The organism is Ruegeria sp. AG6 (assembly GCF_056541565.1).
This window is the reverse complement of the sequence record NZ_JBQFYQ010000003.1, coordinates 18,679-36,461: the sequence shown is the minus strand read 5'-3', so window position 1 is coordinate 36,461 and position 17,783 is coordinate 18,679. Positions and strand designations below refer to the sequence as shown.

16 protein-coding genes and 7 pseudogenes are annotated in these 17,783 nt (G+C 57.3%); 6 read left to right on the top strand and 17 right to left on the bottom strand.

Going from position 1 to position 17,783, the window contains the following annotated elements; genetic code table 11:
• The first annotated feature begins 64 nt into the window (after nucleotides 1-64).
• Genes ACR0I0_RS09260 through ACR0I0_RS09250 form a run of 3 tightly spaced genes read left to right on the top strand, consistent with a single transcriptional unit; the run spans nucleotide 65 to nucleotide 1,760 of the window.
• Nucleotides 65-454: a COG4315 family predicted lipoprotein gene (locus ACR0I0_RS09260; protein WP_480491108.1), complete on the top strand. Its 390-nt coding sequence runs from the start codon at nucleotides 65-67 to the stop codon at nucleotides 452-454.
• 47 nt (nucleotides 455-501) lie between these two features.
• Entirely contained in the window at nucleotides 502-1,011 is a 510-nt protein-coding gene (locus ACR0I0_RS09255; RefSeq protein ID WP_480491106.1) for an RNA polymerase sigma factor, read from the top strand.
• Nucleotides 1,008-1,760, top strand: a complete 753-nt coding sequence (locus ACR0I0_RS09250) for an anti-sigma factor family protein (RefSeq protein WP_480491104.1) — start codon at nucleotides 1,008-1,010, stop codon at nucleotides 1,758-1,760. Before ACR0I0_RS09255 ends, ACR0I0_RS09250 begins: the two co-directional genes overlap by 4 nt.
• Nucleotides 1,761-1,765: 5 nt before the next feature.
• Here the strand turns inward: ACR0I0_RS09250 and ACR0I0_RS09245 are convergent, their stop codons facing one another.
• The 6 genes from ACR0I0_RS09245 to ACR0I0_RS09220 form a co-directional block, all read right to left on the bottom strand.
• The gene (locus ACR0I0_RS09245; RefSeq protein WP_480491102.1) at nucleotides 1,766-3,499 is read right to left on the bottom strand and encodes a SulP family inorganic anion transporter; all 1,734 of its coding nucleotides are present in this window, start codon (nucleotides 3,497-3,499) and stop codon (nucleotides 1,766-1,768) included.
• Nucleotides 3,500-3,613: 114 nt separating this feature from the next.
• The gene (locus ACR0I0_RS09240) at nucleotides 3,614-5,296 is read right to left on the bottom strand and encodes a bifunctional protein tyrosine phosphatase family protein/NAD(P)/FAD-dependent oxidoreductase (protein WP_171723847.1); all 1,683 of its coding nucleotides are present in this window, start codon (nucleotides 5,294-5,296) and stop codon (nucleotides 3,614-3,616) included.
• 14 nt (nucleotides 5,297-5,310) lie between these two features.
• A complete protein-coding gene (locus tag ACR0I0_RS09235) occupies nucleotides 5,311-6,195 on the bottom strand; it encodes an MBL fold metallo-hydrolase (protein ID WP_480491354.1) in 885 nt (294 codons plus the stop codon).
• A gap of 99 nt (nucleotides 6,196-6,294) precedes the next feature.
• Nucleotides 6,295-6,666 carry a hypothetical protein gene (locus ACR0I0_RS09230; RefSeq protein ID WP_480491100.1) on the bottom strand — a complete coding sequence of 124 codons (372 nt, stop codon included), beginning with the start codon at nucleotides 6,664-6,666 and terminating at the stop codon, nucleotides 6,295-6,297.
• Between the two features lie 151 nt (nucleotides 6,667-6,817).
• The gene (locus tag ACR0I0_RS09225) at nucleotides 6,818-7,483 is read right to left on the bottom strand and encodes a Crp/Fnr family transcriptional regulator (RefSeq protein ID WP_209833742.1); all 666 of its coding nucleotides are present in this window, start codon (nucleotides 7,481-7,483) and stop codon (nucleotides 6,818-6,820) included.
• Nucleotides 7,480-7,950 (bottom strand): Rrf2 family transcriptional regulator, encoded by a 471-nt coding sequence (locus tag ACR0I0_RS09220; protein ID WP_171638354.1) that lies wholly within the window; start codon nucleotides 7,948-7,950, stop codon nucleotides 7,480-7,482. The genes ACR0I0_RS09225 and ACR0I0_RS09220 overlap by 4 nt, the downstream gene beginning before the upstream one ends.
• Nucleotides 7,951-8,157: 207 nt before the next feature.
• Between ACR0I0_RS09220 and ACR0I0_RS09215 the strand changes: the two genes are divergently transcribed.
• Entirely contained in the window at nucleotides 8,158-8,715 is a 558-nt protein-coding gene (locus ACR0I0_RS09215) for a redoxin domain-containing protein (RefSeq protein ID WP_480491352.1), read from the top strand.
• Nucleotides 8,716-8,790: 75 nt separating this feature from the next.
• On the opposite strand, the pseudogene ACR0I0_RS09210 reads toward ACR0I0_RS09215, so the two are convergent.
• Nucleotides 8,791-9,123 (bottom strand): annotated as a pseudogene (locus ACR0I0_RS09210) (DDE-type integrase/transposase/recombinase); the annotation flags it as partial.
• 12 nt (nucleotides 9,124-9,135) lie between these two features.
• On the opposite strand from ACR0I0_RS09210, the pseudogene ACR0I0_RS09205 reads away from it, so the two are divergent.
• Nucleotides 9,136-9,496, top strand: a pseudogene (locus ACR0I0_RS09205) (hypothetical protein); the annotation flags it as partial.
• Nucleotides 9,497-9,563: 67 nt separating this feature from the next.
• Here the strand turns inward: ACR0I0_RS09205 and ACR0I0_RS09200 are convergent.
• Together ACR0I0_RS09200 and ACR0I0_RS09195 are read right to left on the bottom strand one after the other, a co-directional pair.
• Nucleotides 9,564-9,896, bottom strand: a pseudogene (locus ACR0I0_RS09200) (transposase); the annotation flags it as partial.
• 137 nt (nucleotides 9,897-10,033) lie between these two features.
• A pseudogene (locus ACR0I0_RS09195) lies at nucleotides 10,034-10,441 on the bottom strand (IS110 family transposase); the annotation flags it as partial.
• Between the two features lie 10 nt (nucleotides 10,442-10,451).
• On the opposite strand from ACR0I0_RS09195, the pseudogene ACR0I0_RS09190 reads away from it, so the two are divergent.
• A pseudogene (locus tag ACR0I0_RS09190) lies at nucleotides 10,452-10,562 on the top strand (IS5/IS1182 family transposase); the annotation flags it as partial.
• A gap of 9 nt (nucleotides 10,563-10,571) precedes the next feature.
• Here the strand turns inward: ACR0I0_RS09190 and ACR0I0_RS09185 are convergent.
• From ACR0I0_RS09185 to ACR0I0_RS09150, 8 genes and pseudogenes are all read right to left on the bottom strand, one after another.
• Nucleotides 10,572-11,078 (bottom strand): DUF2141 domain-containing protein, encoded by a 507-nt coding sequence (locus ACR0I0_RS09185; protein ID WP_480491098.1) that lies wholly within the window; start codon nucleotides 11,076-11,078, stop codon nucleotides 10,572-10,574.
• A 15-nt stretch (nucleotides 11,079-11,093) separates the two neighbouring features.
• On the bottom strand, nucleotides 11,094-11,993 hold the full coding sequence (locus tag ACR0I0_RS09180; protein ID WP_480491096.1) for a sterol desaturase family protein: 900 nt from the start codon (nucleotides 11,991-11,993) through the stop codon (nucleotides 11,094-11,096).
• A 439-nt stretch (nucleotides 11,994-12,432) separates the two neighbouring features.
• Nucleotides 12,433-12,936 (bottom strand): annotated as a pseudogene (locus ACR0I0_RS09175) (DUF1501 domain-containing protein); the annotation flags it as partial.
• A gap of 489 nt (nucleotides 12,937-13,425) precedes the next feature.
• A complete protein-coding gene (locus ACR0I0_RS09170; RefSeq protein ID WP_171723851.1) occupies nucleotides 13,426-14,016 on the bottom strand; it encodes a TetR/AcrR family transcriptional regulator in 591 nt (196 codons plus the stop codon).
• A 4-nt stretch (nucleotides 14,017-14,020) separates the two neighbouring features.
• Complete coding sequence (locus ACR0I0_RS09165; protein ID WP_209834448.1) at nucleotides 14,021-14,434, bottom strand: DUF2141 domain-containing protein; 414 nt, start codon at nucleotides 14,432-14,434, stop codon at nucleotides 14,021-14,023.
• A gap of 165 nt (nucleotides 14,435-14,599) precedes the next feature.
• Nucleotides 14,600-14,809, bottom strand: a pseudogene (locus ACR0I0_RS09160) (hypothetical protein); the annotation flags it as partial.
• Between the two features lie 1,020 nt (nucleotides 14,810-15,829).
• The gene (locus tag ACR0I0_RS09155) at nucleotides 15,830-16,627 is read right to left on the bottom strand and encodes a transporter family protein (RefSeq protein ID WP_480491094.1); all 798 of its coding nucleotides are present in this window, start codon (nucleotides 16,625-16,627) and stop codon (nucleotides 15,830-15,832) included.
• A 165-nt stretch (nucleotides 16,628-16,792) separates the two neighbouring features.
• Entirely contained in the window at nucleotides 16,793-17,773 is a 981-nt protein-coding gene (locus tag ACR0I0_RS09150) for a CobW family GTP-binding protein (protein ID WP_480491092.1), read from the bottom strand.
• Between the last annotated feature and the right edge of the window lie 10 nt (nucleotides 17,774-17,783).

Below are 17,783 nucleotides of genomic sequence, written 5' to 3'. Positions count from 1 at the left end.
GATCGCCTGCGTGTAAGTGTCATGTCTGCGATGATGCAGACGCCCGACACGGAGGAACACCCGAATGACCCGCACTTCTTTTGCGCTGACCGCATCCACCCTGATGGCATGCGCCCTTGCAACCGCCGCCGCAGCTGGCGACGCCCCGGTCCTGACCGGGAAACTGGGCGATCAGACTATTTTGATGGATGCCGACAAGATGACTCTTTATACGTTCGACAAAGACGAAACGGGCAAGTCCTACTGCTATGATCAATGCGCAGTGAACTGGCCGCCGCTGACCGCAGCCGCGGGAACCGAACTGCCCAAGAACTATTCGTTGATCCAGCGCGACGATGGAACAATGCAGGTCGCCTACAAGGGCCAACCGCTGTATCTGTGGATCAAGGACAAGCAACCCGGAGAAATGACCGGCGACGGCGTTAAGGGCGTGTGGCATACCGCGCGGCCCTGATTGCGGCGCCAGGGGGCGGTCCGACCGGGCCGCCTTTGGCTTAGACGATGACACGGACATTCGACCAGCAACTCGAAGACGCCTTGCCCGATCTGTGGCGATTTGCGTTTTCACTGACCCAGAATCGCGACCTGGCCGACGATCTGGTGCAGGATGCGGTCTTGCGCGCGATCCGAAAAAAGGGGCTCAGATGGCCGGGCCACCCGGTCAAGCCCTGGGCGATGAAAATCCTGCTTAATTGTTTTCGCAATGACCGGCGGCGCGCTGCGATCCGTCCCGAAACCGATCCTCGGGCGTTGGATCAACTGGTCTCGCCCGGGGCGACCGCCGAAGAGCGATTGGAACTGCGCTGGCTGTGGCGTCGGATCGACGCCTTGCCGGAGGATCAGAAACTTGTTCTGCTGGCGGTCACCATCGCGGGGTTGACCTATGCCGAGACCGCCCGATTGCTGGGCGTCCCGCAGGGCACCGTCATGTCTCGGTTGTCCCGGGCCCGGACACGGCTGCAAGCCCCGGAAGAACAGGCGGGCAAATCACGATTGCGGAGCATGACATGACGACCGAACCGAACATGGACACTCTGATTCAGGCCGCAGTCGACGGCCAGTTGTCGCCATCTCAGCAGGACCGTCTGGACCGGCACCTTGCCGCACATCCCGCCGACCGAGCGCGGCTGGCGGCAATGATCCGGCAGGCGGGAATAATGCGCATCTCGGTGCCGCAGCCCGATCCCGCGCAACTGGACCGGCTGATGCACAGGGCGCGCGAGGGCACCAGTCACGGTGTATTAGGGCGGCTGGCCGCAGCGGTGGCGATCTTTGCCTTGGGTCTGGGCAGTGGCCTGCTCCTGTCGCGGGATTCTGTCAAGCCCGAGAAATTGATGGCGCAGGCACCAATTCAGGCGGCAGCGGCACACGCCCTTTATTCACCCGAGGTTCTGCACCCGGTCGAGGTGTTCGCCGATGAGCGCGAGCATCTGCAAACCTGGCTCAGCAACCGGCTGGGCGCGCCGGTGATCGCGCCGGAACTGGGAGAGACCGGCTACCGGCTGATCGGAGGTCGGCTGCTGCCACTGGGCCAAGGCCCGGCGGCCTTCTTCCTGTACGAAAACGAATCCGGCGACCGCCTCAGCCTGTTTGCCAATCTGACCACGGACCCAGCTCGAACCTCGTTTCAATACCGGCGCGACGGGGATTTGGGCATCGTGTTCTGGCAGGATGGGCGGTGGGAATATTCCATGGTGGGCCGCTCCGGTCGCCAGGTCATCGAAACCATCGCGCGCAAGGCCCATGAAGAACTGATCTGACAGGGCTATTCCGCCGCGCGCACCGGTTCGCGGTCGGTCAGGGATTTCCACGCGTCATACTGTGACAGAAAGACCTTGCCGTTCAGGTCGTCGAGGAAGTGGGACTGTTTCAGCCTGTCCATGACCGGGCCTTTGACCTCGCTCAGATGCAGACCGACGCCCATGTCGCGCAGGCGGTCATTGATCGCCTCGAGGCTTTCCAGCGCCGAAAAGTCGACCTCGTTCACCGCTGAGAACATCAGAACCACGTTGCAGATCTCGCAGCCTTCGGTCACGCGCGACTGGATCAGATCCTCGAGGAAGCGGGCGTTCACAAAGTACAGGCTTTCATCCACCCTCAGCGTGACCAGCGTGGGGTCGGTCTCGACCTTGTGGCGCAGGATGTTGCGGAAGTGCTGGGTGCCCGGCACCAGCCCCAGCTCGGCCACATGCGGGCGCGAGGTCTTGTACAGATGCAGCAGGATCGAGATCGCCACACCGCTGGCCACGCCGGTCTCGACCCCGGCCAGCAGGGTCAGCAGGATGGTGGCGGCCACGGCGGCAAAATCGGCCCGCGAATAGCCCCAGGTCTTTTTCAGGATCGAGAAATCCACCAGGCTGAGCACCGCCACGATGATCGTAGCAGCCAGCGTTGCCTTGGGCAGGAAGTAGACTAGCGGGGTCAGGAACAGCGCGGCTATCGCCAACCCGATGGCGGTGAAGGCACCGGCCGCAGGGGTTTCGGCGCCCGCATCGAAATTGACCACCGATCGTGCGAATCCCCCCGTAACGGGGTATCCCCCGGAGAACGCGGCGCCCAGATTGGCCGCCCCAAGGCCGATCAGTTCCTGATCCGGGTCAATACGCTGGCATTTCTTGGCGGCCAGCGTCTGCGCAACTGAAATACTTTCGACGAAGCCGATGATCGAGATCAGTATGGCGGGCACCAGCAGCGCGCCGATCAGGTCCGAAGACAGTCCCGGCAGGGTCAGCGGCGGCAGGCTCTGAGGCACCTCGCCGACGATCTTGACACCCCGCGCGTCCAGCCCGAAGGCCCAGACCGCAACGGTGGTTGCCACAACGGCCGCCACTGGCCCGGCCTTGGTCAGCACATCCGCCAGCAGCGGTGGCACCCCAATGCGTCGCAGCGCGGGTTTGAGGTTCTTGCGCACCCAGAACAGGAAGGCCGTTGCCAGCACGCCGATCACCAGGGCGATCCCGTTGGTCTGGCCGAGATTCTCAACGATCGATCCCAGCATCTCGGGCAGAGTATGCCCATGCGCGCTGACCCCCAGGATGTGCTTGAGCTGGCTGGTGGCGATCAGGATGCCCGATGCGGTGATGAAGCCCGCAATTACCGGATGCGACAGGAAGTTGGCCAGAAAGCCCAGCCGGAACACGCCCAGCAACACCAGGAACCCGCCTGACAGAAAGGCCAGTGTCAGCGCCGCCACCGCATATCCGGCGGTGCCCTGCTCGGCCACCTGCCCCACGGCGCTTGCCGTCAGCAGCGACACCACCGCCACCGGCCCCACCGCCAGCGCCCGACTGGTTCCAAAAACCGCATAGAGGATGATCGGCACGATAGAGGCATAGATCCCCGCCTCGGGCGGCAGCCCCGCCAGCAGCGCATAGGCCAGCGATTGCGGGATCAGCATGATCGTGACGATCACTGCGGCGATCAGGTCGTTCGACAGCGCCGCCCGATCATACCGGCGGCCCCAGTCGAGAATGGGAAGGTAACGATAAAGGCTCTGCATGGGGTTTCGTCCTGAAAAGGCGGCGGTCAGCACGAGATGGCTCTGACCGCCAGATCAAGGCCTGACTTGCGCGAAGACAGGACAGAACTTGCGTCGGTTTCGGGGGTGGGCGGCTTATTCAGCCGCGACTTTCAACGGTTCGGGCTTGGCCATCCATTCCTTGCCCTTCAGCATTGCCGACCAATAGACCGGTGGCAGCAGCTTTTCCTTGAGGAACCAGGCCGCGCGGCTGGGTCTGGTGCCGTCGATCAGGAATTTTGGGAAACTGGGTTTCAGAACACCGCCATACCCGAACTCGGCCAGCACGATCTTGCCGCGCTCCACCGTCAGCGGGCACGAGCCATAGCCGTCATAGGCCGCCACCGGCGAGCGCCCTTCGATATCGGCCAGGATGTTGTCGGCCAAGGTCGGCGCCTGCTTGCGCGCGGCGGCCGCGGTTTTGGCGTTTGGGGCGTTCATCACGTCGCCCAGAGACCAGATGTTGTCAAAGCTCTTGTGCCGCAGCGTCGCCTGATCGACATCGACCCAACCCGCCGCATCGGCCAGCGGCGAGACCCGGATGAAGTCCGGCGCCACCTGCGGCGGGCAGACATGCATCATGTCGAACTCGACCGTCACCTGCTCGGGCTGCTCATCGGGTTTGGCCACCGTGAACGTGGCCGTTTTCGCGGGACCGTCCACTGAAACCAGATTGTGAAAGAAATTCAGCGTGGCGTCGTATTTCCTGACGTACTCCATCAGCGCCGGGACATAGTCCTTTACCCCGAACAGCACCCCGCCCGCGTTCATGAACTGGATGTCGATATCCTTCAGAACCCCGCGCCGGACCCACGCATCGCCCGACAGATACATCGCCTTCTGCGGCGCGCCGGCACATTTGATCGGCATCGGCGGTTGGGTGAACAGCGCGCGGCCCGCCTTCAGCCCTTCGACCAACTGCCAGGTATAAGGCGCCAGGTCATAGCGATAGTTCGAGGTCACCCCGTTACGGCCCAGCGTTTCCTCCAGCCCCTCAACCGCGCCCCAGTCCAGCTTGAGCCCCGGAGACACCACCAGACGGTCGTATTTGACGACCCGGCAACCATCCAGAATCACGGCGTTGTTCTGCGGCTCGAACGCGGCCACAGCGGCCTTGATCCATTTGACTCCCCTCGGGATCAGCGAACCCATCGTCTTGGCCGTCTGTTCGGGCGTGAATACGCCGCCGCCCACCAGGGTCCAACCGGGTTGATAATAATGCACGTCGGACGGGTCGATGATGGCGATCGACAAGTCGGATTTGCGCGCATGCAGGCTGGCCGCGGTGGCGATGCCCCCGGCGCCGCCGCCTACGATCACCACGTCAAAGGACGCATCCCCCGTGTCGGTCGGGGTCTTGCCGCCATTGGCGATTCGGCGGGCGACGCCGCTCATGTCGTAACCGGCGACCTTGGTGGCCGTCAGAATCTCGGAGACGGGCCGCTTGTGCGCTGCCTCGTGCAGCGACCACAACGTGGCCGAGCGCGTGCCCGTCCGGCAATAGGCCAGAACCGGGCCCGGCAACTCGGTCAGGGTACGGCCAAATGCCTGCGAGTCATCATCCTTGACCATCCCGCTCTGTACCGGGACATAGCGCGCCTCAAGGCCATGTTTCCGGGCCGCAGCCTCGATCTCGTCAAAGCTGGGCTGATCGGCACCTTCGCCATCGGGCCGGTTGCAGATGATCGCCCGAAACCCCGCCGCCTTGACGGTTTCCATGTCGCCCGGCGTGATCTGCGGCGAGACCGACAGTGCGTCTGATATTTTCCTAATATCCATGTTGCCTCCGCAGATCAGAGTTTGTTGACGGGAACTTTGAGCATCTGATTCCCATCCTGATCGGTCGGGACGTCGCCCGCGCGGATGTTGACCTGGATCGACGGGATGATCAGTGTCGGCATGGCCAGCGTCGCGTCACGCTCGGTGCGCATCTTGATGAACTCGTCCCGACTCTTGCCGCCGCCCACATGGATGTTGTGCGCCTTCTCCTCGGCCACGGTGGTTTCCCAGCGGATGTCCCGCCCGTTGGGGCCATAGTCGTGACACATGAACAGGCGCGTCTCGTCAGGCAGGCTCAGCACCTTCTGGATCGAGTCATACAGCGTGCCGGCATCCCCGCCCGGGAAATCGGCCCGGGCCGAGCCGCCATCGGGCATGAACAGCGTGTCACCCACAAAAGCCACATCGCCCATGACATGCACCATGCAGGCCGGCGTGTGGCCCGGCGTGTGCATGGCAAAGGCGGTCATGTTGCCGATCTTGTAGGTCATGCCATCGGTGAACAGCGCATCGAACTGGCTGCCGTCGCGCTGGAACTCGGTGCCTTCGTTGAAGATCTTGCCGAACACCTCCTGCACGATCTTGATGTTCTCGCCGATGCCGATCATGCCGCCCAGCTTCTGCTGGATGTAGGGCGCCGCCGACAAATGATCCGCATGCGCATGCGTTTCGATGATCCATTCCAGCTTCAGACCCTGCTTTTCGATCTCGACGATCAGCAGGTCGGCATGGTCGAACGTGATCCTGCCGGCCGCATAGTCGATGTCCATCACGCTGTCGATGATCGCGCAGGCGTTCGACGTCGGGTCCTTGACGATATAGCTGATCGTCGCCGTCGCCTCGTCATAGAACCCCTGAACCTCGGGCTTGACGCTTTGGTCAACAGGATAGGCGCCAATCGGCGTCGCGATCGCGTCTGTCATCCTTTGGTTGTGCGTGTCAATGGACTTCTGATCGTTCATATTCGTGCCTCCTCTTGGGCGCGAGTCGAGCCTTTGTCAGCCGCGCGTCAACATCATTTCGTGAACGGCCGCCATGACCCGGGTATCCGGTGACCGGGTGACGGTACGGATGCCGTCCGGCAGGTTTTCGACATTTCGCGTGATGGGATCGAAGTTGCGGAACATCGCTGCCAGTTTGGCTGTTTCCTCGGGCGTCGCATTTCGGCCGCGCAATCCCGGCGTGTTCACGTCGTCATGGCCTTGCCCTTCCGCTGTGTGGCGATGCCGCATCGGGCTGCCGGCCCTTCCAGCCTGGCGGCCGGGTGCATCGTGCCGCAGAAAACAGGTGCCGAGCGCACCGACCGCCGCAGCGGCAAGCGCCGCAAGGGCAATGCCGCCGAGCTTCGGGATGTTTTTGCGGTCATCCATTTCCGTCTCCTGGGTTTTGGTCCGCCCGCAACCGAGATTCTGTTCAGGGCCTCGACACCTTGGGCGCGAATCTAAAGTTGAAATGCAAATATAACTTTCAAAGCACCAGTTCAGTGACAAAGTCACGAAACCCGCAACCCTTTGGCAATTTTCAGACGCCCTGAGCCTGTCTTTCCAATGCAGGCTTGTCGGTCAAAGTGATCCGTCCGCGCGATTGGCTGATCATCTCGCGCTTCTGGAAATCCTGCAAAATCCGCGTGATGACTTCGCGCGCAGTGCCCAGCTCGCTGGCAAGCTGTTGATGGGTGGCCCGGATTTCATCGCCCCCCTCGGCCAAGACAAGAAGACGCTCGGCCAAGCGCACGTCCAGATGCCCGAAGGCCACATCATCCACCACCCGCAACAGATCGATCAATCGGCGCGAATAGGCCTCGAAGACAAACTGGCGAAAGGCATCCTCTTCCGAGGCCAGACGATCAAACGAGAGCTTCGGCAGAACCACGGCAACGACATCGGTCTCGGCAATACCTTCTGCATTATAAGCTTCTTCGGCCAACATGCAGGCTGTGGTCAGTACACAGCTTTCACCGGCCTCGACTCGATACAACACAATCTCGCGCCCGGAATCCGACCTTTGAGAGACCCGGACCCTGCCGTGATACAGAAAGAGCAGGCTGTCGGGCACATTGTCGGGCCCGAATACCTGGGCACCCTTCGGGAAACTCAGGATTCGGGCGGCTGTCCGCAACCTTTCCCGTACCGGTTTGGGAAGGCGGCTGGTGCCGTGGAAACGCTCGGTCCAGTCGGTGATCGTCATCTTGCCTTGCGCATGGGTGCCACGATGCCCTCCTCGATCGGCGCGATGCGGTTTAGCAACTCACCCCGGTTTGCGGCGATGTCGGCGAGGGTCAGATCATCGAGCACCGCCATGAACGCCCGGGTCGCTTTTTGAATCGCCTGTGACAGCTTGCATATTCCGATCAGCGGACAGGTATTTTTTTCAGGATTGAAACACTCGACCACGTCCAGTGGCCCTTCGGTCAGGCGAATGACATCGCCGATGACGATGTCCTCGGCCGGTTTGGCCAGCCGGAACCCACCACCCCGACCCCGCGTGGTTTCCAGATAACCGGCGCGGCCCAATTCGTGCACGATCTTCACGATATGCGGTCGGGCCAGCCCGTGCACGCGCACGACATCGTCTACGCGGATGCGGTTCGGCGCCTTAAGCGCCGCCAACTGCAACGAACGCAGAGCGAAATTGGAATAGGATGTGAGTTTCATGTACGCCTTTTTTCGAAACCTCTATTCTAAATATAACTTATTAGCAAGCTCGGCGATCTTGTCACTGACCGGGATGCGGCACGGAACTACCTGAACCGATGAAATAAAGCCCAAAAGACCGAAAGGAAGACCAATGACCTTGCTTCTTGGGGACGTAGTTCCCGATTTCCAAGCCGACACCACGACCGGCCCGTTTTCCTTCCAACACTGGATCGGCGACGACTGGGCGTTTTTTTCAGCCATCCCGCCGACTTTACTCCGGTCTGCACCACTGAAATGGGCCGCATTGCGCAGCTGGCCGACGAATTTTCCGAGCGTGGCGTGAAACCCATCGATCTGCGCACCGACACCGTCGCCGAACACCTGCGCTGGATCGAAGTCGTCAACGACACCCAGCATACGAACCTGACCTTTCTCATCGTGGCCGACCCTGATCTGAAGATCGCCAAACTGTATCAGATGATCCACCCGGCGCAGTCCGAAACCGCCGCGGTACGGTCGGTGTTCATCATCGACCCCGACGAGGAGCTGCGCCTGACCATGACCTATCCCATCAGCGTTGGGCGCTACTTCGAAGAAATCCTGCGTGTGATCTATGCGCTGCAAACCAGCGACGCGAAATGCGTGGCCCTGCCCGCCGATTGGGTGCCTGGTGGTGCGGCGATCATTCCATCATCAATTCCGAATGAAAACGCCAAGGAACTGTTCCCGCAAGGTTGGGAAGAGATCCGGCCTTATTTGCGGAAGGTGAAACTGGCCGGCTGAAAGGTCGCCGGACTTGCGCGGGTTCTGTCGCAAATTTCTTTGAGAGTTGTATAGACGAAACTTGAGAGGCGAATACCCCACCAGCTGGATAAATTGCTGAAACGGACGAAGCCCGGGCGCAAATTGACCTTTGCGGATCATGTTTGCCAATTCTATGCCTGCCAGGACAGATGCGGCTGAAACGAGTGATTTGAACCCCAGCATGAGTCTGATCCTTCGTTTGATGAAGCGGTGGTCTTGTTCAATGATGTTGTTGAGGTATTTCAGCCTGACCGTCTCAATCAGGATCGGGCAACCAAAGCTTTTGAGCATCTTGTTGATTGCCGTGATGCCAACTGTATTGGCACCACTTTTGTCGATGACGATCTTGCGCGGCAAACCGTTAACCTCACGTGCGCGGGCGAAGAACGAGCGGTGAACATGTCTGATCTGTTTTGGCTGACCGACGCCCAGGTAGCGGGTGTTGAGCGGAATAGTCTTCATTAGTCGCAATGGTTTGCGCTGGCGCGATGCGCCGAAGGAATACGGCCCGCACAGTTGAAGGGGACTGTGGCCCCAGTGGGGCCGCGTAAGCCCGGGAAACGCTCTACAACCACTGGAAACGGTGGAGCGGCAAGGGCATCTTCGCCCGGATGATGGCCGGGTTGGCCGCTAAGCACGGAGAAGATAAGACCGTGATGATCTCCTCTCATCGAAACTGCGTTTCGACTGCCGGGCAGTGGACGCGACCTACCTGAAGGCGCACCGCACAACGACCAGTTTGGGCGTCAAAAAGGGGGGCGTGGACGCCTGATTCACTGCCCAGCAAGCGCATCCGAAGGATGCTGCCGAGAGGGCGCGATCATGCTTTTTTTGAGCAGGCGCAGTTCCAAGTCCTGTTCTGCCACAACTTCTTTCAGATCGCGGACCTCACAGCGCAGGCCTTTGACCTCGGTCGATGTCGCAGCACGTGCCGTGTCGCTTGCCAGACGTTTCTTGCCGGCTTCCAGGAACTCCTTGGACCAACTGTAGTAGAGGCTCTGCACTATGCCCTCGCGGCGACACAGCTCTGCAATGCTGTCCTCGCCCTTCAGGCCGTCCAGTGCGACCTTGATCTTCTCTTCCGCTGAATACTGCTTGCGGGTGGCGCGGAGGATGTCTTTGACGACCTTCTCGCCGTGGCTCTTACACGTTCCGGTCATGCGCTACATTTGATCCACTGGATCAAATGCTAAACGCTTTGACCTATATCATCTCCGCTCCTTGGTGGTTACGATGTGCCAGAAACCCTCTCTTATCAAATCGACCTAAACTGTCCCATTGGCGCTGACGTCCGACACGTGGCAGTCCGCAGCGCCACCAGCCAGGAACGAACCCGGTGCATTGCGTGCAGGTCCAACTGGTCCTGGCTCTTCTCAGTGACCGTGTGCAGGTTTGGACGCATCACTGCTTCTGCAATTGCCTCCGCATCATTGTAGTCCTTCTTTTGTCCCTTGTTGAATGGCTTCACATAGGTCGCTGGGATGATCCGAGGCTCAAAACCGAGCTCTCGCAGCAGTCGGCTGACAAAATGCGCGCTCATGCAGGCTTCCATCCCAACGATGCAACGCGAAAGTTTCTCAAAGATCGGCGTTAGTTCTAACCGCTCAATCTTCTTGCGCAAAACGCGCCGGCCTGCATGACCAAAGTCGACGAGGTGGCTTGTGTCTTTACCGATGTCGATGCCCATGACTGCGATCTTTTCCATGTCTTCTGGGATTTTTGGCAAGCTCAAGGATTGGAGACGCTTGACGACACGCTATGACCGATCACCAAAGGTGTTCCTCTCGGCCATCGCGCTCGCCGCTCTCGTCATCTATTGGTTATGAATCCTGACCCTAGGATTGCGCGGGCCAATAGAAGAAAACCAAATCCACCGGCATGCCCGGGCTGATCAGTGAATATTCAAACACAGGATCATCATAGAGGTCATTCATTCCCGAAACAGCATAACCTTCCGTTGGCATCCAGTTTTCGTCAAAACCCATCTCATAGTCGCCATTTTCGTCATGGTAGGCCACAACGCTATAGTAATCGGCATTCAGATCAGGGAAGTCCACGCGTTGCGGTTCCATGCTGGCCGGAAGCGCGATAAAGCCAGCGGCTGCGTTGTAATCCAGTATGTCGAAGGCGGCAGCATTATCAAAAGCCATGACAACAAGTTGACCTTTGTCACTGCGTGAGCCGCGCAGGTTGATCACCAGCCCATAGTCGGAAGGCGTTCCTGTCGAAGAGGCCGAGGTCACGGCGATGTCGGTGCGAAAACCTGAGGCGACCCAGGCTCCGCCAACAAACAGGGCGGCTGTGGCCAGAGCCCCGAAGATGCGTTTTGAGTTGGACGGCATGGCTTGGTCCTCGCCTTAAGAGTGGTTCGAAGTTTTGGCGTCTTGTTTCTTGGGCTGCCAGCCGGGCGGACGGAACAGAACCGCCAGCTTGTTCCGGAAACCCGGCATACGCCACGCATCGCGAAAGACACGGGTAAAGCCGTGGAAAAACGCCACAAACGGATTCACCGAATTGATGGGCGTAACCAGACCATAGGTGACTTCCTCGTTCTCCTCTTCGAATGTGCCAAACATACGGTCCCAGATGATGAAGATCCCGCCATAATTCTTGTCCAGGTACTTGCGGTTTGACCCATGGTGCACACGGTGATGCGACGGCGTGTTCATGATGTACTCAATGGGCTTCCAAAGCTTGCGAACCACCTCGGTGTGCAGCGCCGTCTGGTAGAGCTGCACCAGAAGTTCCGCAATCAAAACAACGAAGGGATTGAAGCCGAGAAGAACCAACGGCAGGTGGAAGAAGACGGGCCAGAAGCCATCCAGCGGACCATGCCTGTAAGCCACCGAGATGTTGAAGAAAGGTGAACTGTGATGCACCGAATGGGTGGCCCACAGAATATTGATCCGGTGCAGGATTCGGTGTTCCCAGTAATAGGCAAGGTCCGCAAGAACCAGCACAATCAGGAACGACGCCCATGTCGTGGGAATGTCGAACACAGCATATTGCGACGCCCAGACATACGCTCCGACATAAAAGCCGGCCATCAGCACAAAGGTAATCGCAATGAAAAAGCCAAGAGTGATGAAGTTGGTGACCGTGTCCCCAACCATCTCGAAGCTAAGCTTTTTCCCTATGGCGTAGCGTACAAGCTCAAAGATCAGGAAACCTATTGCAAAGACGAAAAACCACTCGTCGATCATTGTCTCCCAATAGTTGAGCTGAAAGTCGCTAATGTACGTGTTGAGGAGTTCCATTCTCATCGCCTCCTAATAAGTTGTCTTTTGTGACAAGTAATGGATTTCAGACCCATGTCAAGTAGACCGCTCGACAAATGAAGCTCTGGTTTAAAAACGCATTCACCGCAGGAAAACGCTGCTTAATAAAGAAAAGGGTTTGGCCGCTCTCGAGCTCAGATCTTCTTCCCGAGCACAGCATCGTCGTTTCGCAATATATAATACAGCCCGGGCCGGAAACTTCGGACGGGGGTTCACCAGAACGAACCATCCCCGGTCGGATGGCAATCTCGATGACGAATGGAATCTGGACGAAGTTGTTGTCTCGATCGTGGGAGCCGACGCCTTCAGAACCAATAGCGAGCAAGCATTCAAGTGTTTACACTTGGCCGCCTGCGGTCAAACGAATGCCACGATCATTGCGGGGCATTTCATGCGATCACCGCTTGAAAGTATGGTGTTACCCAATCAACCCAAGTCGTTCGCCCGGAGCCGCAAAACGCCGTAGATTGGGGAGTATCTCAGTTAGGGCCGCATCCTGAACACCAAACCAACGAGAAAGGTCTGCATAGAGCTGATCGGTAGAAGTCGTTGGGATCAGCACGCCGTCACCCACATCCAGCGGGTTGTCATCGCCCAACCCCAGGACAGGGTAGTCACCGAAAATTCGGCCACCGACAATGGGATCCCCCATCACCAAGGTATTGCCGCCCCAACCGTGGTCCGATCCGTTGCCATTCGATGTGAGCGTGCGGCCAAAATCGGAACCGGTAAAGGTGACAACCCTGTCCGCCAGCCCCATGTCTTCGAGCGCGGACTGGAAGGCGCCCAGAGCTTGGGACAACACGGCAAGCATGCTGGCATGGGTTTCAAGCAACTCATCATGATGGTCCCAGCCGATGTAGCGCACAAAAAAAGTCTGCTGCTCCAGCCCGAGACGATCAGAGGCGGCGATGGTGCGGCCACCATCTTGAGTTGCTGTGCGAGGTCAGTTTCAGGGAACCTGCCCGGGGCCTCAATGCCCTTGGTGGCGGCAGCGAAAGTCTCGTGCTGGGCCTGGGCGTTTCGCGTCAGGCGCAGGTAGGTTTCCCTGAAGGGATCTCCGGACTGATCGGCTGACATCATACGATTGAAACTGTCATTCAGCAGATCATTGAGTGGGGTAAAGCATGTTTGCCATTGGGTGCATTCCTCTTCTGGAAAAGTTAAGCCACCGATGGAAAGAAGTCGCCCGGCAGCATGAAAAAACCCAGCACAACCCTGGCGATCTGGATACACCAGAACAGGACCGGCTCAGTTGCCATGCAGACATCGGTCAACAAGAAAGCTTGTCCAGACGATATGCCAAGGACGCTCCAATATAGAAACAACAGACCCCAAAGAAATTGATAGCCCAGGAGAATCGAGGTCATCAGCAGGGCGAACACAATGTAGTTTGCGGAATGGCTGCGTTTTATGCGGGGTCTGCCAGATTTTCACATAGCGAAATTGCCATCGCCTTCGACTGGTTCACCCACTCTGCCGGCATCTCCAAGGCAGCAAGCGATGCCGTGTTGAAGTAAAGCGCCACTATGCCATGCGCTGCGCGCTGGGTGTTGACCTCTGAAGCCCCGGGATAGTTCCGCTGCAAAACCTCAGTAACCTGCGCTTCAAATCCAAGGATCGAAGCCCGGCAGTTTATTCTGAGTTCACCATCCTCTTTGGCCCGAGCCGTAAGAGCCGCAAATGCCAGAACCAGATCGGGTGACGAATCTGACTGATCGGAGAATAGGTAGTTCACCAAGGCATGCGCGGGCTCTGAATCCGGCAATGCGGCAACCAATTCGTTCGCAGCACTGTTGAACTGGTCCAACACGTAATCCTGCAAGGCCACGATCATCTCATCCCGGTTGCCAAGGTGGTGACGGATCAGTGGGCGGGTCAACCCCGCCTCTTTTGCAATCGCACTCAAGGTGGCACTATCCAGGCCCATCCGTGCGACACAGCGCACAAACGCCTCCATGACCTGACCATAGCGCTCATCGCGATTTGAAGGGCGTCCCATTGTTCTAATCCCAATATTTCAGCCGCAATGACGACTGAGCGGTTCCACCGGCTAAGACAGCAACATCCTTGAATTCTGGAGGCAGGCCCTCGGTCGGGACCTGGACCTTCATGTCCAGGTCACCATCCATGTCCTCATCGTAAAGAGCGACAAAAGCGTAGTCTCCCAGGGGTAAATAATGAAACGTGAAGGCGGTCTTTGAGCCGGACGCCGGTATCTGTGCCATCGCTGCCGCATTGGTTACGTCCATTGCCTCAAATGCGTCAGCTTTATTGAAGCCGGCTACGATGATTACTCCATTTCCGTTTCGAAGGCCTTCAACAGTAGTCAGAAATGGTGCGTTATTGGAGGGTTGAGCAAAAGAGCTGTTTGCAATGGCTAAAAAGGCTGTCATCGCCGTGTATCTCAAAAATCGCATCAGATCACCGAAAGCTGCCAAGTGTAAGCGAACATAGGTGAAGCACGATTAATTCTCAAATGCGACAGCAAACTGCAATCCCAAACCCCTGAACGTTCAAATCGGTCATAAGAACGTTGGTTTCCACACTCTCCCACACACGAACTAGGCTCCAGACTCATTGAATTACAGCCAGAACAGCACGGTAGCTGCTAGAGCGATGGCCAAAAGGAATACCTTTGGGCATCTGTCATATCGGGTTGCCACACGCCGCCAATCCTTCAGGCGTCCGAACATGATCTCGTATCACTGCCCGGCAGTGAATTGCACAGCAATGTCACGATAGGGGCGATTGCGTCGTTTGTAACGGCGCTTGTGGCGACCGCTAAATTTCTTTTCATCATCTACAACCGGCTTAAGAATCCCTGCTTTCAACAGGTGCTGCGCCTGCGCCCTCGTGCAGTCGATGTAGTCCGGGATTCTAGATACAGGCACAGCTCGGACCAATTTTTTGATCAATTTCTCAGCTTGCTGGACGCGAGCGGTTTGACGCATTGAATCGTGGTCGTTTGAGCCGCGAAGTAGTCCGGATTTTGTCAAAACACTCCTAACTGTTTTCGGATGCAGCGCATACTTCCTGGCGAGCGACGCTACTGAGTGCACCCTTGCCTGATCTACTACTGAGCCAAATAGCAAAGTACCCGGCTCTACCCGGACGTTGTCTAAAATGAACTCTCGAAATACCTCTTTGAAAGGGCCGATGTGTTTAACACCGCGGTCGGCCTGGACCCAGTGAAAAAGTCTTCCGAATGTTCCCTGCGGCCCGGACTGTGCTTGGCTTTTTTCAGAACTATTCAATAGATATCTCAGGCCTTCTCGATTTCCCTCCTCGCCCCTCGATGTGAACTCGTAACCTACCTTAGCGGCGTGATCCCATTTGTCTTCGTTTAGCTTCGAAAGCGCGGCATGGGCCCCAAACTCAACGCATGCCCCAAGCATCTCGGTAGAACGGCTTGCCAGATCAATCGGCTGGCTATCCATCCAGCTCGATACCATATGACCTTCCAACCGTTTCTCCACATAACCTTGAAGTTCAGAAGGTCTTCGAGTTTTTGAGTGCGCCAAGATGTCCTCAAGATCCCCAATGTTAGGTTTCAAGTACGAAGTGTCGATCTTCGCACCATTGCTTGTTGCCTTGCGCGCTCGAACCAAAGGCACGCTATGATATCGACAGGTTCGAACCGGGCTAAATGTCCAAGTGATGCTTGCTGCGCCAATTCCCAATCCGTCTCGGTTGGTCTCAATGTCCGAAAGTAAGCAAGCCGGGCAGAAAGTTTGCCTGTTTCTTAAGAGAAATTCCTGAAAGAAGTTCTCGCTGCGATAACCGTAAGCGGTATTCTCTCAGGAAGGGCTCAACTATTTGGGAAATAGCAAGGTAGCTACAAGTCTTACTCCCCAACCGTCAGGTCCACTATCTGGGCCGTCGGCCCAGTAGCGTACTCCCCCGCCTACGCTGATAAGTTGATCCCCGAGTTGGGTAACTTTGGTGACAACACCGTTGATTGGCACAGACCATTGATCGGTTTCCCAGTTGTAGGTGGACTCAGTGTTTAATGTGAACGTCCACGCGTTCGAATTTGTGTAGGAAATAAATGGCTGTAAGAACGTCTGGTTGATGTCGGTATCACCATCAATGTCCCAGATGTGATTTGTAAGGCCACCATATGTCCACTGACCCTGCTGTTTGAGTGCCACGCCGGTAACTCCAGCACCCCACTCTCCGAGACCTAAGCTGTTATCTGTCGACGTTGGCAGCAGAAAAACGGGGCCAGCCCCCCAGATCCAACCGCCCGCACTTGGTTTTTTGGGCGAAAGGAATAAGCTTTGAACAGTATCTCCTAGCCCAGTCTCGGATCCAGAACCCGGCAGGCCACCATCTATGGACGCAATTGGAAGAATTGTTCGGGATATGAGGTTCCAATCATCCGAAAGATCAAAGGGAACAACCGGTTGTACGTTTAATATCCAATGCGAACCATTTCTGTCGGCACCCAAATTCTGATCATAGTTCAGCTGGAATGGTACACTAATGAGAGCGGCCACGGGGTTAGCAAGTTGCTTTGCTAGTTCTTCTTCCTGGGACTCTGCCCACGCAGTACCAGAAACGGCACCAATCCCGGCAAGTATGGAGCAGCGTAGCAACCTGAGGTTCATAGGCGGTCTCCTCTTAGCTGGCCGTTTTCTCATGGGTGGCTTGCACTTGAGATCGCCAGGTTGGCAATGACGTCAATGGCCCACTCACAGTCCGCCGCCGCCGAACTGGATGAAATTATCCAGCACGGTTGACTTATAGCCAAAATACTTGATCGAACATGGCTTTCAGACTGTCTCCATAAGCGTATCCGAAAGCACATCCTCGGAGAGGGCCCCCGGTGCGCCTATCGCGACAAGCCTTGTTTCGGGTTTGCGGTCACCCCATATTCCATCCCGTGCGATGTCCATACGTTTTCCAACGACCTGAACAAGAATGCGATGATCCGGATCCTCCTCACTGAAGACAAAACCCTTGAGACGATAGACATCACCGGGAAGCTTCCGAATAGCGCTGCGGAGAGAGGATAGGCTTATGGGGTGTTCAGCTTTCATCATAGTTGTTGAAAAGCTGTCTGAATGATCAGCGTGGCGGCAACCGCAGTCGGGGCCATGTTCATGATGATCGGGTATTTCTGTTTGTAGCTGTTCGGCGGCAAAGCGACCGACTGAAAGAAGTATGTCCAGAGGGACGTCTGCGTTTACAGCTTCGACAAGACGATAGCGACGGAAGCGAGAGCCAAGCCAGTCGTGCACCTTCTGAACTGTGGCCCTGTCGACAAGATCAACCTTGTTCAAAATGACCATGTCCGAGAACGCAATTTGACGAAGCTTCAGTTCCATTTGTTCTGGCGCAGCGAATAGCTGTTCCGCATCGACAAGACACATAAGGCTGTCCAAGCGGATCATGTCCCGGAACCGTTGATCCGTAAACGTCATCGCGATTGACGATGGATCCGACACTCCGCTTGCTTCAAGGACGATGTATTCCGGTTTCTCAGGCCGGGCGAGAACGGCTTCCACCGTTTCGATCAGGTCATCTCGGATCGAGCAGCAAACGCAGCCATTCGCGAGGCTCATGACGTCATCTTCGAGGCCGACCACCAAGTCTGCATCGACGTTTATGGATCCAAAGTCATTTACAAGAACCGCAACCCGCAACCCGTGATTGCCTGTTAGGATCCGGTTCAAAAGTGTAGTCTTACCGGCTCCAAGAAAGCCGGTAAGGATCGTTACGGGGATCGCAGAAGTCGAACCAAATTCAATCATTGCTCGATCT

Excerpts from the sequence above, each read along its gene's own strand:
- ACR0I0_RS09260 (WP_480491108.1), top strand. The coding sequence starts at position 65 with ATGACCCGCACTTCTTTTGCGCTGACCGCATCCACCCTGATGGCATGC.
- ACR0I0_RS09255 (WP_480491106.1), top strand. The coding sequence starts at position 502 with ATGACACGGACATTCGACCAGCAACTCGAAGACGCCTTGCCCGATCTG.
- ACR0I0_RS09250 (WP_480491104.1), top strand. The coding sequence starts at position 1,008 with ATGACGACCGAACCGAACATGGACACTCTGATTCAGGCCGCAGTCGAC.
- ACR0I0_RS09245 (WP_480491102.1), bottom strand. The coding sequence starts at position 3,499 with ATGCAGAGCCTTTATCGTTACCTTCCCATTCTCGACTGGGGCCGCCGG.
- ACR0I0_RS09240 (WP_171723847.1), bottom strand. The coding sequence starts at position 5,296 with ATGGATATTAGGAAAATATCAGACGCACTGTCGGTCTCGCCGCAGATC.
- ACR0I0_RS09230 (WP_480491100.1), bottom strand. The coding sequence starts at position 6,666 with ATGGATGACCGCAAAAACATCCCGAAGCTCGGCGGCATTGCCCTTGCG.
- ACR0I0_RS09225 (WP_209833742.1), bottom strand. The coding sequence starts at position 7,483 with ATGACGATCACCGACTGGACCGAGCGTTTCCACGGCACCAGCCGCCTT.
- ACR0I0_RS09220 (WP_171638354.1), bottom strand. The coding sequence starts at position 7,950 with ATGAAACTCACATCCTATTCCAATTTCGCTCTGCGTTCGTTGCAGTTG.
- ACR0I0_RS09185 (WP_480491098.1), bottom strand. The coding sequence starts at position 11,078 with ATGCCGTCCAACTCAAAACGCATCTTCGGGGCTCTGGCCACAGCCGCC.
- ACR0I0_RS09180 (WP_480491096.1), bottom strand. The coding sequence starts at position 11,993 with ATGGAACTCCTCAACACGTACATTAGCGACTTTCAGCTCAACTATTGG.
- ACR0I0_RS09170 (WP_171723851.1), bottom strand. The coding sequence starts at position 14,016 with ATGGGACGCCCTTCAAATCGCGATGAGCGCTATGGTCAGGTCATGGAG.
- ACR0I0_RS09165 (WP_209834448.1), bottom strand. The coding sequence starts at position 14,434 with ATGCGATTTTTGAGATACACGGCGATGACAGCCTTTTTAGCCATTGCA.
- ACR0I0_RS09155 (WP_480491094.1), bottom strand. The coding sequence starts at position 16,627 with ATGAACCTCAGGTTGCTACGCTGCTCCATACTTGCCGGGATTGGTGCC.
- ACR0I0_RS09150 (WP_480491092.1), bottom strand. The coding sequence starts at position 17,773 with ATGATTGAATTTGGTTCGACTTCTGCGATCCCCGTAACGATCCTTACC.